The sequence below is a fragment of the Ruminococcoides bili genome, assembly GCF_040093295.1.
GTDB lineage: Bacteria > Bacillota > Clostridia > Oscillospirales > Acutalibacteraceae > Ruminococcoides > Ruminococcoides intestinale_A.
On record NZ_JBBNJY010000001.1, the window covers coordinates 33,644 to 48,257 of the forward strand.

Below are 14,614 nucleotides of genomic sequence, written 5' to 3' on the forward strand. Positions count from 1 at the left end.
TTATAACCTCTTAATCTCAATAATTCCGCTGATGTCAGAAAGTTTTGAAATTACACCTTTAAGGTGATTTTTACCTGTAACATCAATAGTAGCGGTTACCATAGCTTTGCCGTCGCCGACTTCTCTTGAATTAAGAGAATGAATAAAGATGTGCATATTTGAAAGTTTGATTGTTACATCTGCAAGAAGTCCTGTTCTGTCGGTAGCAATAATCTGCAATGTACTGCGGAATGCCTCTCCTGCCTTGTCTTCCCAATAACAGCTTACCCATCTTTCAGGTTCTTCGCAGTCATTAAGATTCTTAGGAACATTTGTACATTCCCTCTTATGGATTGATACTCCGTAACCTCTCGTAATATAACCTATAATCTCATCGCCCGGCAAAGGATTACAACAATTTGAGAACTTAACCAGAACATCGTCTGTGCCCTCAATTACAACACCCGAAGATGCCTTTGGCTTTTTACGGGGAGCTTGCGGAACTTCGATTTTTTCTATATCTGCGGCATAGGTTTTCTGGTATTCTTCCTTAATTCTCGGCATAACTTTCCAAAGCTGAATACCGCCGTAACCGATTGCGGCATAAACATCGTCGAGAGTTACATACTGCTTTTTCATAAGCATTTTTTCAATAAACTCAACAAACTCTTCATCGGAAAGATTAATGCCGTTGCGCTTAAATTCTTTTTCAAGCATCTGCTTACCTTCGGCAATGTTTTCGTCACGCTTTTCGTGCTTATACCACTGACGAATTTTTGACTTTGCAGAAGCAGTCTTACAAATATCTATCCATGCTTTATTAGGATGCTCTTCTTTTTGAGTAATAATCTCGCAGATTTCACCCGTTTTTAATTTATAGTCAATCGGCACGATTTTTCCGTTTACTTTAGCGCCGACCATTCGGTGTCCTACCTGTGTGTGAATAATATAGGCGAGGTCAATAGGGGTTGAACCGTTCGGTATAACCATTACATCGCCCTTTGGTGTAAATACATAAACATCGTTTTCTTCAAAGTCATTTCTGATATTCTTTGCAATATCCGTTACATCTTCGGCTTCAAGCTGATCGAGAATCATATTTTTGACTTTCTCGATGTTTTCGGCAAGGCGGGTACTTTCGCCTTTTCCGCCCGCACCCATACCGAGTTTATACTTCCAGTGCGCTGCGATACCGTATTCAGCGGTGTAGTGCATTTCCCATGTTCTTATCTGAACTTCAAAAGGAATGGCTCTTTTGTCAAGTACGGTTGTGTGCAATGACTGATACATATTCGGCTTAGGCATAGAAATATAATCTTTAAAACGGTTCGGAATAGGTTTAAAAATATCGTGAACTACGCCGAGTACATTATAACAATCCGATACGGTATCTACAATTACACGCACTGCAAAGACATCAAAAATTTGGTCAATTGTTTTGCCCTGCATAAATGTTTTGCGGTAAATACTGTAAACACTCTTTACTCTGCCGCTTATGTAAACATTTTTTATTATATTATTTGTTTTTTCAAGAATTTGATTTTTTATAGATTCAATAAACTTGTCACGGTCGTTTTCCGAAAGGCTGATAGCATCTTCAATCTCCTTGTAACCAATCGGGTCAAGGTACTGCAAAGACAAATCCTCAAGCTCGTCTTTTATGGTTTTGATACCGAGGCGGTGCGCAATAGGAGCATATACCTGCATATTTTCGTGAGCCTTATCTCTTCTGCTCTGCTCAGGCATACAGCTTATTGTACGCATATTATGCAAACGGTCGGCAAGTTTAATAATAATTACTCTGATGTCGTTTGCCATTGCAATAAGCATTTTTCTGATGTTTTCTGCCTGTCTTTGCTCTCTTGAAGAAAAAGCGATTTTTGAAATCTTGGTAACACCGTCAATCAGCCTTGCAACATCCGCACCGAAAAGTTTTTCAACTTCCTCAAGCGTTGTAGGAGTATCCTCAACAACATCGTGAAGAAGTGCGGCGCAGATTGCGTCTGTATCCATACCGAGTTCGGCAAGAATACAGGCAACGGAAGTCGGGTGCAGAATATAAGGAATGCCCGACACTCTTCTTTGGTCGCCATGAGCCTTTTCGGCAAACTTGTATGCTTTTGTAATTTTGTCAATATCATATGTACTGTTTGACTGGCCAAGCAACTTTACAAGCTCGTTGAAATCCTGATAATGTGCTATTCCTGAATATTTACTCATTACTGCATCCCCCTCAATTTTATAACCGTATCGGCTGAATTAAGATCAACCTTTTGCGACACTTCGGAAACTCTGATTTGTGCGCTGTTTATTCCTTCAATCACCTCAATAAGCGACAGTTCGCTCATTGCGTCAAGAATAATCCTGATTTTTCCGATAGACAATTTATAATCAAGTTTATGTACAAGCGTTTCGATAGGATAGGCATAGCCTCCCGATTTTCTTAAGAATACATATAGTATTGCAAAATCTTCACGAGTAGGCAAAAGATCGGTTATTTGCGCATTTGTAAGATTTAAACCGAGTTTAAAATCTTCGTAGTTCCTCTGACTTTGCAAGAAGTCTTTGGTATCAAGCACTGACGGTTTTATTTCCTTTAATATTACGGAAACATTGCGTTGACCGTTAAATTCGTTTATATCGAGCGTAACCGCAAGGTCAAGTACATCTCCTACTTTATAAGGAAATTCCTGTTGCGTGGTAAAGAAATTCATAACCGATACTGTCGAATTATTGCGTTTAAACTGCAGCCTTAAATGCTTATTTTGTGACAGCGGAGTAATCTGTGAAAGAGTCATTTTATACAACCCGACAAGCGGTGTAGGATTACCCGCACCGTAAGGAGCAAGATACGCAAGCGGTTCAACAAGCTGAACGCTTATTAAAGCAGGATTTAACCTGCAGTCAATATTACACGCATTAAACGGCATATTTTCCTGCTTAAGGGCATATTCGTTAATTCTTTGGCGGAACAATTCAATATTTTTGCTTTTTAGTGAAAGTCCTGCCGCCATAGGGTGACCGCCGCAATGTGTAAGTAAATCCGAGCAGGCAAAAACCGCATCACAAAGGGAAAATCCCTCAACACTTCTGCCCGAGCCCTTTGCCTCTTCTCCGTCACGGGAAATAATAACAGTAGGCTTACCGAAAAATTCTTTGACCTTTGCCGCCACGATTCCGATAACGCCCTGATGCCAACCCTCGCCGTCGATAACAAGCACACGGTCATTTGTAATATGAGGATTTGCTTTGACCATTTCGTCAATCTTCATTAATATATTTTTTTCGATTTCCTTACGCTCGTTGTTATCTTCATTAAGCTGTTTTGCAATACTCATTGCCTCGTTTTCATCATCGGTCAGCAGCAGTGAAACCGATTTTCCCGAAAAGCCGAGCCTGCCGACCGCATTTATTCTCGGAACAAGTGTAAACGATACATTGCCCGAAGTAATCTTTTTGCCGGCAATTCCTGCGGTTTCAATAAGAGCATTAATACCTGCTCTGTCGCTTTCCTGAATATTAACAAGTCCACGCTTGACAAACACTCTGTTTTCGCTTTTTAATTCCACAATATCTCCGACTGTTCCTATACAGAGCAGGTCAGAGTAATTGTCAAGCAGGGACGATACATCGCAGTTTTCGCCCTCAAGCGCCATAACCAATTTAAAGGCTACACCGACACCCGAAAGCATTTTGTACTTACTCGGGCAGTCGGATTGATGCATATCGATTACCGCAACAGCATTGGGTATTTTTCCCGTCGGTTGGTGGTGATCAGTAATTACAGTGTCAATACCGAGAGAGTTTGCGTAATCAATTTCTTCCACAGCGGCTATTCCGTTATCGACAGTAACAATCAACTTTACTCCCTTTTCAGCGAGAATATCAATTGCGCCTTTATTCATTCCGTAACCTTCTGTTTCTCTTGACGGAATATAGTACATAGCGTTTGCACCGACCGTTTCAAGATAAGAGTACAAAAGTGCCGTAGAAGTGACGCCGTCAGCATCGTAATCTCCGTAAACGCATATAAGCTCATCATTGTCAATTGCAGATAAAATTCTGTCAGCACCTTTTTTCATATCTTTAATTTCAAAAGGTGATGCAATAACGCTGTCGTTCTGCAAAAAATTCTCGATTTCCTCTCTTTTTGTAATGCCTCTGATCTGCAACAACATTGCAAGTATTGGAGGTAATCCGTATTCTGTTTGTATTCTTTTTGCTTCATCCTTGTTGATTTCGGATACTATCCAATTCTTCAAAATGCCATTCTCCTTAATTACCTTTTAACTGCCGCTTACAAAATTTCACTCTCTTTAAGCATTGATTCGGCATGTGCAAGTGCTGCGTCTGTAATATTTACGCCACCTATTATTCTTGCAAGCTCATGCTTTCTGCCGTCAAAGTCAAGCAGCTTTACCTGCGTAAATGTTCTGCCGTCCTCGACCTGTTTGCTTATAAGATAATGAGCGTCGGCAAGCGCCGCAAGCTGTGCCTGATGTGTTACGCAGAGCACCTGACTGCTTTTTGAAACTTCTTTGAGTTTTAATCCGACCTTTTGAGCGGCTGAACCCGAAATACCTGTATCGACCTCATCAAAAATCAAAGTATCTATATCTTCTGTGCTTGCAAGCACTGTCTTTATTGCAAGCATCATTCTTGAAAGCTCACCGCCCGAGGCAATCTTTGCCACCGGTCTTGGCGGTTCGCCGGGGTTTGCGGAAATAAGAAATTCTACCTTGTCTGTTCCTTTTTCGTAAAAGTCTGTATTTTCAAATTGAGTTACTATCTGAACATTCGGCATATTTAAAAAGCTCATTTCTTCACGCACTCGTTCAGAAAATACTTTTGCCGTCTTTTTTCGTATTGAACTTAATTTTTGTGCGGAAACCCTTGCATTGTATTCGGATTCTTTATAGTCAGCCTCAAGCTGATCTCTGTTCTTATCATAGCTTAAAAGTTCTTCAAGTCTTGTCTGCATTTTTTCGGCAAGTGCAGGTAATTCATTACATTCGCAGCCGTACTTTCTTGTAAGACGATTTAACAAATCAAGTCTTTCATCAATTTCTTCAAGCCTTTGAGGATCGCTTTCAACCGAATCGGCGGCATCGGAAATCGACTCTATACAATCTCTCAGATTATAATAAACATCCGTGATGCTCTCGGAAATACTTTCATAATCCGCATTGAGTGACGCCGCTCTCTGAATATAATTCATCGCACTTTCAACAGCCTCAATACCGCCTGCGGTTCTTTCATCTCCGTCAAGAAGTTCTCTCGAATCATTAAGCAGAGTAAAAATCTTTTCGGAATTCATCAGAATAATGCGTTCGTTTTCAAGCTGTTCTATCTCATCGGGCTGAACATCGGCATTGAAAAGCTCTGTTGTCTGATAGGTAAGCAAATCAATTTCGTGCAATCTTGCAGACTCATCTGAGTTAGCCTCGTTAAGTTGCTTTTTCAGTGCCTTATACTTTTTATATTTTTCTCGGTAATCTTCAAGCTCGTTTTTTAATTCGCCAAAGCTGTCGATATAATCTATATGTGTATCAGGCGAAAAAAGTTCGTAACTTTCGTGCTGACCGTGAATATTAATAAGATTTTTCGCAACCTCTTTTAATACAGTAACACTCGCAGGTCTTGCGTTGATTTTACAACTGCTTTTTCCCGTTGCGGAAATCGTACGCTGCAATATTAAAGTATCGTCATCTTCATTGTTGTATCCAAGTTCCGCAAGCTTTGCTTTTACGGTATCGTTTACATCATCAAACTGTGCGGTTACAAGCGCTGTTTTTGCGCCGGTGCGCACAAGTTCTTTTGAAGTACGCTGTCCCATAATAGCGTTGATTGAATCTATAATAATACTTTTACCTGCACCGGTTTCACCTGTAAGTACATTAAGTCCCTGCGAAAAGTCAATTGAAGTCTTTTCGATAACCGCTATATTTTCTATATATAAAGTTGTAAGCATATAACATCATCCCTGTTCAGAGCAGCTTTTTAAGCTCCTCGGTAAGATTAACTGCGTCATTTACGGTACGGCAAGCAACAAAAATAGTATCGTCGCCTGCAATAGTTCCTACAATTTCCGAGTGGTCAAGTGAATCAAGCGAAGTACAAACCGCCTGTGCCATACCTACCATAGTTCTTATAACAACAATGTTTTGAGCCGCATCTATAGAATTTACGGCTGTGGAAAACATTGACTTAAGACTTGATTTTTTTTCATTTTGATTTTTTGCGGGTGACATATAACGGTATTTTCCGTCTGAATCAAGTGCCTTTACAAGGCGAAGGTCTTTTATATCTCTTGAAATTGTCGCCTGCGTAGCCTTGTAACCGTCACGCTTAAGGCAATTAAGAAGATCGTCTTGAGTTTCTATAGACTGTTCTGAAATAAGCTCAAGTATTCTTGCGTGTCGTCCTGATTTCATTACATTTCCCTCTCTTTCAGCTTTTCGTTAAGCAGCTTAAAGAAATTACGCTTTCTCAACGAAATAAGCTCAAGACAAAGCTCTGATTTTTTGATTTTGACTGTGTCTTCCGAAAGAATATCAACATTTTTTTCGCCGTCAACAGTAAGTAAGCAACAGCAATCGGCAGGAATTTGAACCGTAACCGCAAGACTTGCACTGCCGTCAAACAAGACCGAGCGTGAATGTAATGAATGGGGACAGACAGGAGTGGCAATAATGCAGTCCGTCTGCGGTGCAACTATAGGACCGCCTGCCGAAAGAGAATAAGCCGTTGAACCTGTAGGGGTAGCAAAAAGCAAACCGTCGGCTCTGTATTTTGCAATCCATTCATCATCCAGATACAAATTAATATCAATTATTTTTGAAAACTGACCTCTTGCAATTACAGCGTCATTTACCGCAAGATAATGCTTTGTTTCACCGTCTTTGTTTACCTCGACATCAAGAAGTATTCTTTTTTCTGTTGTATATTCTTTATTTACAAGCTTTTTTAATCTGCCGATATCATCGGGTTCAAGGTCTGCAGCAAAGCCGAGCCTGCCAACATTTACGCCTATAAGCGGAACATTATTTACCGCAGCATATTTTGCGGCATGAATAATAGTACCGTCACCGCCCGCCGTTACCGCTGCGTCACAACAGCCGAAAAGCTCGTCAATGGTATCGACATAACTTATATTTATTCCTTTATAAAAAGGTTTACATTCGCTGAGCATAACTACATCAGCGTTTTCTCCAAGAAAAAGTATTGCTATCTCTTTTGCACAGGAAATTGCTTTTTCCTTGCTGAGATTAACCACTACAGCTATTTTCATAACTGCCCTTCCTTTCTTGTACAGGCAATAATATCTTATTGCTTATTTATCAAGCTGACTATGAGAATTTTTGACAAGTTCTTCAGGAGTAATCTCTGTATATGACTTGGGGTCATCACTCTTTCTCAAGTGAATGAGATACTCTATATTGCCCTCCGGACCTTTGATCGGTGAATAATCAAGATTTAAAACATCAAAGCCGTTTTCAAGGCAGAAATTAAAAATATTCCGTACAACTTCAATATGCACGGCAGGATCACGCACAACGCCCTTTTTGCCTACCTTTTCTCTGCCTGCCTCAAACTGCGGCTTAATAAGGCAAACAGCCTGTGCGTTTTCAGCCATAAGTTGCCTTGCCACAGGTAAAATAAGCTTGAGAGAAATAAAAGAAACATCAACCGAGAAAAAGTCAATTTCATCAGGCACTTGCTCCCTTGTAACCTTTCTCATATTTGTGCGTTCAAGGTTTACAACCCTTTCATCGTTTCTGAGTTTCCAAGCAAGCTGACCGTAACCTACATCAATGGAATAAACTTTCTTTGCGCCGTTTTGCAGCATACAGTCGGTAAATCCGCCTGTCGAAGCACCTATATCCATAGTGATTTTTCCGTTTAAGTCAAAATCAAAATTATTTATAGCTTTTTCAAGTTTCAGTCCGCCACGGCTTACATATTTTTGAGTTGAACCACGCACTTCAATTTTGCAGTTTTCATCATAGCTCTGACCGCATTTGTCGGCTTTCTGGTTATCCACATATACCTGACCTGCCATAATTACAGCTTTTGCCTTTTCACGGCTGTCAGTAAATCCGTTTTCATATACGAGTATATCAAGTCTTTTTTTCATTATCTGTTTCCAATCCTGTCAAGGTCTTCCAAGACTACATCAGCCATCCCCTCTGCATCGAGTTTGAGCATATGCAAAGCCTCGGATACCGACATCTGTTTTACAAATTTATCGCCAATGGTTTTTATATGATAACAGCCGTTAAACTGTCTTGCAAGCAAAGCATCACCGAAATTTCTGGCAACACTGCCTGTTTTTATTCCCTCTTCAAAAAACCACACCGTATTAAATTCGGTTGCAAAATCAAATGCCGACGGGTCAATCGGTTTGATTTTACAAAGTTTTAAAATACAAACTTCTATGCCTTTTTCCGCAAGCATTTCTTTTGCTTTGCAGGCATAAGAGAATAATCTGCCGTAAGTGATAATCAGCTTGCCGAAATCTTTGTTGCCGTAAACATCATAAGTAATGCTTTCTTCGCCAAAATCATCGGGCTTATAAAGTTCACCGCCACGAGGGTATCTTACGGCGGCAACATTGTTGCAAACATAAATTGCGGAATTAAGCGCACATTTCAGTCCGTCAAAATATGTCGGAGAAAAAATTGTGACATTCGGAATTGAATTAAGCATAGATACATCAAATACGCCCTGATGTGTTTCGCCGTCATCACCGACAATTCCCGCTCTGTCAATAGCAAGCACAATGTGCAGTCCGCTCATTGCCGCATCGTGTATAATCTGGTCATATGACCTCTGTAAAAATGTCGAATAAACCGCAAATACAGGACGCATACCCTTTGAGGCAAGTCCGCACGCAAAAGTCACGGCGTGTTCTTCCGCAATTCCGACATCAAAAAATCTTTCTTTATTATAGATAGAAAATTTCTCAAGTCCCGTTCCCTTTGCCATTGCGGCGGTAATAGCACAGATTTTTTTATCTTTTTCCGCAAGTTCACAAAGTGTGTTACCGAATTCAGCAGAAAATCCTTTATGAGAAGATATAGGTTCGCCCGAATCAATATCGAATTTGCCGATTCCGTGGAAAGTGCCCGGATTTTCTTCGGCAGGTAAATATCCCTTGCCTTTCTTAGTAACAACATGCAAAAGTACGGGTGAATTGATTTTCTTTGCGGCTGAAAGTGCATTTTCGAGTTCCGGTATATCGTGACCGTCAATAGGACCGATATATGTAAAGCCAAAGCAATCAAACAAAGTGTTTTTGTACACAAGATTTTTAATTTTTGACTTACTTCTTCTTAAAAATGCGCTTATCGGTCTGCCGAACAGAGGAATTTTAGAAAGCACCTTTTCCGTATTTTTCTTTACTCTTATATACCACGGCTGTATTCTTACTGTGGTAAGATATCTCGGAAAAGCACCGACATTTTTAGAAATTGACATTTTATTGTCATTAAGAATAACAATAAAATTCTTTTTGAATCGTCCGGCATTGTTCATTGCCTCAAAAGCAAGTCCGCCCGTAAATGAGCCGTCACCGATTACGGCAACCGTATGGCTCTGATCTCCGCTTAACATCTTTGCTCTTGCAATACCGTATGCCGCAGAAATAGATGTACTGCTGTGGCCTGTATTAAAATCATCATACTTGCTTTCACTGCGTTTAGGGAAACCCGAAATGCCGCCTTTTTGGCGCAATGTATAAAAATCGTCAAATCTTCCCGTAAGCAATTTATGAGTATAACTCTGATGTCCCACATCCCATACAATGCTGTCTTTGGGCAAATTAAAAGTTCTGTGGAGTGCCACGGTAAGTTCCACAACGCCTAAATTCGGAGAAAGGTGACCGCCGTTGAGCGATACGGTTTCAATCAATTTTTCTCGTATTTCACTGCATAATTTCGCCAAATCTTTTTCATCAAGTCTTTTTACATCGGCAGGCGATTTTATTTTTGACAGTAACTCATAGTCACCCATTTTCTCCCTCCTTATCCTTTTTCATTTTCACTATAAATTATTTTTTACGGCTTGCAAGGTAATCCGCAAAATCGCACAAAGCCGTTGTATCACCGTCAAAAGCATTAAGAGCCGTTTTTGCCTTATCTGTAAGTTCAGCAACAAGTTCTCTGCACTTTTCTATACCGAGAAGCGACACATATGTTGACTTAGCGTTTTCGTTGTCACTGCCTACAGGTTTTCCGAGTTCTTCGTCAGTGGAAGTAACATCAAGAATATCGTCCTGGATCTGGAAAGCAATACCTATACACTCGCCGTATTCAGATGCTGATTTTATAAGTTTATCATCAGCATTCGCAGAAATACATCCAAGCTCACAAGCCGCCTTTATAAGACAAGCTGTTTTTTTATAATCCATTTCTCTCAACACTTCAATCGGTGCTGATTTATTTTCATTAATAAGGTCAATAACCTGACCGCCGACCATACCTCTTGCACCGCAATAAGCCGCAAGGGTATTTACAGCTTTACAACACGCAGCAGCCGAGCTTTGGCTGATTGCCTTGTCGCTTGTCATAATTTCAAAAGCGAGCGACTGCAATGCATCTCCCGCAAGCAAAGCAATATCTTCACCGTACACCTTATGATTTGACGGTTTGCCTCTGCGCATATCGTCATTATCCATACAAGGCAGATCATCGTGAATAAGCGAATATGTGTGTATCATCTCAACCGCACAAGCAAAAGATACAGCAGCCTCGGTCTTGCCATTGCAAAGTTCGTTAAAACTGAATACAAGATTAGGTCTTACTCTTTTTCCGCCTGCCTCAAGGCTGTATTTCATAGACTTGATAAGTTCTTTTTCTCTGCAATTTAAGTCAGGCAAATAATCATAAAGAGCCTGTTCGGTTTGTTTTATATAATCAGTCATTATTCATCACCGTCTGTAGTACAAATATTATTTAACTTTGTATTAATATCTTCAATTTTGCCTTTGCTTTCCGAAAGTTCCTGCATACAAAAAGCAAGTAATTCGCAAGCCTCTGTGTAGCAATCAACACTTTCTTTGAGCGGAAGTTGTGAATTTTCAAGTTTAGCCACAACCTCGTCAAGTTTAGCGTCAGCTTGTTCAAAAGTTAATTTTTTATTCATTATTCAAGATCCTCTGCATATTCAAGTAATCTGTTCATTCTGTGGTTTGCGCCGCTGCGGCTTATCGGCACAGAAAGGTTTTGTCCCAAATCTCTCAGCGACATTTCGGGATTTTCAAGTCTTAACACGGCTATTTCTCTTAAATCGTCGGGCAAAGACTCTATTCCCTTTTTGTCTTTGATTTTTTGTATCGCCGCAAGCTGCTTTGCGGAAGCAGACGCAATTTTGGTTATATTGGCAACCTCACTGTTTATGCGCCTGTTAATGTTATTGCGCACCTGTTTTACAGCCTTTGTACCCATAATTTCCATAGCACAATTTGTTGCGCCTATGTATGTAAGCAAATCACAAATTTGCTCACTGCCTTTAAAATAGACAACATAACTGCCGTTGCGCACAACTGTTTTCGGCGTAAAATCACATTCGGGTATTTCCGAAAGAATTTTACACAAATCGACCGAAAGATTTTTATGCGGCACACAAAACTCGGCGTGGTAACTTTTCATTGGGTCAGACACCGAACCGCAGCCCTCAAAAGCTCCTCGTAAAAAAGCCGCCACAAGTTCGTCACTGCTTATATTGGCTCTGTTTACTCTTAGCGATATATCATTGTCGTGATGACCGTAATCATCAAAAATTCTTAAACAGTCATCGGCATTTATAAGTGAAATTTTAGAAAGGTGATGCTCTGTGGTTCTGACACGCAAAGTGGTTTCTTTTTCGATAATCGGCATATAAAGTTCTTCAAGCAAATCCGTCACTTTTTTAGAAACATCACTGTTTTCGGTTGTAAGAACAATTTTATCTTTTTTAAATACCTTAGAGAAAATAAGTAGGCCGTAAAGCTCTGCCTTTTTTTGTTCGGTATCTACAGCATTAACAGAGCAAAGCTCCTTTTTAACTTCGGAGGAAAACGACACTATTTACACCTCGTTATTTTTTTACATCTCTGTGCTGTACAATGCACTTGTAACCTTTTTCCATAAAATAGTTATCAAGCAATTCCGCAATTGTAACACTGCGGTGTTTGCCGCCTGTACAGCCTATGCCGACTACAAGCTCGCTTTTGCCTTCTTTAAGATACAAAGGCAATGAATAGTCAAGCCAGTCAATAAGTCTTTTTACAAATTCCTGTGTTTCTTCACTGTCAAGCACATAGTCCTGAATACATTTTTCAAGTCCCGTATGTTCCTTAAGTTCCGCAATATAAAACGGATTCGGCAAACAACGAACATCTATAATCAAATCAGATTCAAGCGGAATACCGTACTTAAATCCAAAAGACATAAAAGTAATCATAATACTGTTGGAGCTGTTCTCAAGAAACATCGAAATAATGCGTTCTCTAAGCTGTTTAATTGACATAAATGTCGTATCAATACTGTAATCGGCAAGTGTTTTTACGGGAACAAGCAATCTTTGCTCTTCCTTTACGGCGGCGGCAACAGAGCCGTCCTTAAGTCTTTCGGTAAGCGGATGTCTTCTTCTTGTTTCTTTATAGCGCACAATAAGGCTGTCGACTTTTGCGTCAATATAAAGAATACTTACGCCCTCGTTATTTTTCTTGAAGTTTTCAAGGTCGTCGTACATAACCTCATAATCACCGTTGCCTCTGACATCAACCACAACCGCAACTCTTTTCATTGCTTTGTCCGAAGAATCTTTGCAAAGTTTGTATAATGTCTGCAAAAGTGAGGTGGGGATATTGTCAACGCAGTAGTATCCTATATCCTCCATAATGTGCAGCGCACTTGTTTTGCCTGCACCCGACATACCCGAAATAATTACAAATTCCATAATATCAACTTCCTCTATTACGCCTTAATTATTGCATAAATAATTATTTTCAAAGCATTATCAATTCACATTCAAGATCATAACCTGTTTCTTTTTTAACAGTTGTCTGAATTTGAGAAATAAGCTCTTTTACATCTTTAGCAGTGGCATTGCTTTTATTAATAATAAAGCCTGCGTGTTTTTCCGATACTTCGGCACCGCCGACACCCTTACCTTTAAATCCGCACTGTTCTATCAAAGCACCTGCGTAATTTCCCTCGGGTCGCTTGAAAACACTGCCCGCACTCGGAAATTCAAGCGGCTGTTTATCAATTCGTCTGCTCATAAAATCGTCCATTCTGTGACGAATATCATCGGGATTATCACTCTTAAGTTTGAGTGTAATGCCTGTGATTATGCAGTTATTTTTACGGTAAGCACTTGTGCGATAGCCGAATTCAAGATTTTCTTTATCAATTCTGCCTATAGAGCCGTCATCTGTAATATGATTTACCGACACGACAACATCTTTCATTTCTCCGCCGTAAGCGCCCGCATTCATAAATGCCGCACCGCCTACAGAGCCCGGAATTCCCCACGCAAACTCAAGTCCGGAAAGACTGTTGTTAAGCGCAAATTTACAAAGAGCAGCAAGTGTAGCGCCTGCGCCGCAATAAACGGTTTCGCTGTCTATCATTCTTATCTCTTTGAAATCGCCGTCAAGTTTAATAACAGCGCAATCCATGCCATTATCGTCTACAAGTATATTACTGCCGTTACCGAGCAAGAAATATTTTGTATCAGTAAGTTTACATTCTCTTACAAATTTGCAAAGCTTACTTAGACTGTCAACCTTTATGTAAACTGCCGCATTGCCGCCGATTTTAAAACTTGTGTGTTTTTTCATCGGCTCGTTAAGCTTTGTTTCACAAGCAAGACTGTCTGCAAATTTATATATATTTTCAATATTATTCATCGAATTACTCCAGTTAATAATAAATATTTTTCTCCTTAAAGTATGCTTTCAGGGTTTCTTCGTTCGCATTAACAATAAGCTCCTGCGGAAAATCTATATCTTCAAGCATTTTAAGAGTTTCGGTGCCTCTGCCAAGGGTATGGGTATAGTGCGAATCGGTATTCACGCAAATTCTTGCTTTGTATTTTTTACAAAGTTTTGCAATCTGCGTACAATTTGAGGCGCAACTCTTTTTATATCTGAATGCGGAATCGTTAATTTCAATAAGTTTGCCCTCTTTTGCAAGCTGAGGGATAACTCTTTCGTAGTCATATTTAAAGTATTCACTGCCACTGTGACCAATGACATTTACATTAGGATTTTTTGCAAGACCGAGGTAAGCCTGTGTACATTTTTCAACAGTTGCCTCGCCCTCAATAGTTAAAGTGTGAAGTGAAGCTACCACCCATTCAAGATTATCCTGCAGCTGCGGCTCAACGTCAAGATTACCGTTGTAATCGCATATATTAGCCTCTATTCCGTGCAGCACTCTTACTCCCTTTATGTATGCGGGTAAAATAGCAAGGGATTCAAAATAGAACGGACCCGGTGCTCCCGGCATAGTTCTTGCATGGTCAGTGATTGCAATGGCAAAAAGTCCGAGATCGTGCGCCTCCTGTGCCATTTCCGTTATAGTGGCATAAGCGTGTGTAGACGCTATTGAATGTGTATGCATATCGGCAACTAATTTCACTTGCT

Annotated in this window: 13 protein-coding genes; all 13 read right to left on the reverse strand. The window is 40.1% G+C overall.

Features of this window, described 5'->3' with window-relative positions:
* The 13 genes from AAAY30_RS00200 to AAAY30_RS00260 are packed head-to-tail and all read right to left on the reverse strand — an operon-like array spanning position 1 to position 14,609.
* Positions 1-2,199 (reverse strand): RelA/SpoT family protein, encoded by a 2,199-nt coding sequence (locus AAAY30_RS00200; RefSeq protein WP_252559908.1) that lies wholly within the window; start codon positions 2,197-2,199, stop codon positions 1-3.
* Positions 2,199-4,241 carry a single-stranded-DNA-specific exonuclease RecJ gene (gene recJ, locus AAAY30_RS00205; protein WP_486967585.1) on the reverse strand — a complete coding sequence of 681 codons (2,043 nt, stop codon included), beginning with the start codon at positions 4,239-4,241 and terminating at the stop codon, positions 2,199-2,201. Before recJ ends, AAAY30_RS00200 begins: the two co-directional genes overlap by 1 nt.
* Positions 4,242-4,276: 35 nt before the next feature.
* Positions 4,277-5,950 (reverse strand): DNA repair protein RecN, encoded by a 1,674-nt coding sequence (gene recN / locus AAAY30_RS00210; RefSeq protein ID WP_252559910.1) that lies wholly within the window; start codon positions 5,948-5,950, stop codon positions 4,277-4,279.
* Positions 5,951-5,966: 16 nt separating this feature from the next.
* Entirely contained in the window at positions 5,967-6,413 is a 447-nt protein-coding gene (gene argR, locus AAAY30_RS00215; protein ID WP_022235439.1) for an arginine repressor, read from the reverse strand.
* Positions 6,413-7,270 (reverse strand): NAD(+)/NADH kinase, encoded by an 858-nt coding sequence (locus tag AAAY30_RS00220; RefSeq protein WP_022235438.1) that lies wholly within the window; start codon positions 7,268-7,270, stop codon positions 6,413-6,415. The genes argR and AAAY30_RS00220 overlap by 1 nt, the downstream gene beginning before the upstream one ends.
* A gap of 42 nt (positions 7,271-7,312) precedes the next feature.
* A complete protein-coding gene (locus AAAY30_RS00225) occupies positions 7,313-8,116 on the reverse strand; it encodes a TlyA family RNA methyltransferase (protein WP_022235437.1) in 804 nt (267 codons plus the stop codon).
* Positions 8,116-9,993, reverse strand: coding sequence for a 1-deoxy-D-xylulose-5-phosphate synthase (dxs, locus tag AAAY30_RS00230; protein WP_499215653.1), 1,878 nt, complete (start codon positions 9,991-9,993; stop codon positions 8,116-8,118). The genes AAAY30_RS00225 and dxs overlap by 1 nt, the downstream gene beginning before the upstream one ends.
* 37 nt (positions 9,994-10,030) lie before the next feature.
* Positions 10,031-10,903 (reverse strand): polyprenyl synthetase family protein, encoded by an 873-nt coding sequence (locus AAAY30_RS00235; protein ID WP_302483994.1) that lies wholly within the window; start codon positions 10,901-10,903, stop codon positions 10,031-10,033.
* Entirely contained in the window at positions 10,903-11,124 is a 222-nt protein-coding gene (gene xseB / locus AAAY30_RS00240) for an exodeoxyribonuclease VII small subunit (RefSeq protein WP_186934612.1), read from the reverse strand. Before xseB ends, AAAY30_RS00235 begins: the two co-directional genes overlap by 1 nt.
* Complete coding sequence (gene whiA / locus AAAY30_RS00245; RefSeq protein ID WP_186934611.1) at positions 11,124-12,044, reverse strand: DNA-binding protein WhiA; 921 nt, start codon at positions 12,042-12,044, stop codon at positions 11,124-11,126. Before whiA ends, xseB begins: the two co-directional genes overlap by 1 nt.
* A gap of 13 nt (positions 12,045-12,057) precedes the next feature.
* Entirely contained in the window at positions 12,058-12,921 is an 864-nt protein-coding gene (rapZ, locus tag AAAY30_RS00250) for an RNase adapter RapZ (protein WP_022235432.1), read from the reverse strand.
* A 49-nt stretch (positions 12,922-12,970) separates the two neighbouring features.
* Entirely contained in the window at positions 12,971-13,876 is a 906-nt protein-coding gene (murB, locus tag AAAY30_RS00255; protein WP_294655307.1) for a UDP-N-acetylmuramate dehydrogenase, read from the reverse strand.
* A 13-nt stretch (positions 13,877-13,889) separates the two neighbouring features.
* Positions 13,890-14,609 (reverse strand): phosphatase, encoded by a 720-nt coding sequence (locus AAAY30_RS00260; protein WP_295026997.1) that lies wholly within the window; start codon positions 14,607-14,609, stop codon positions 13,890-13,892.
* Positions 14,610-14,614 lie beyond the last annotated feature (5 nt).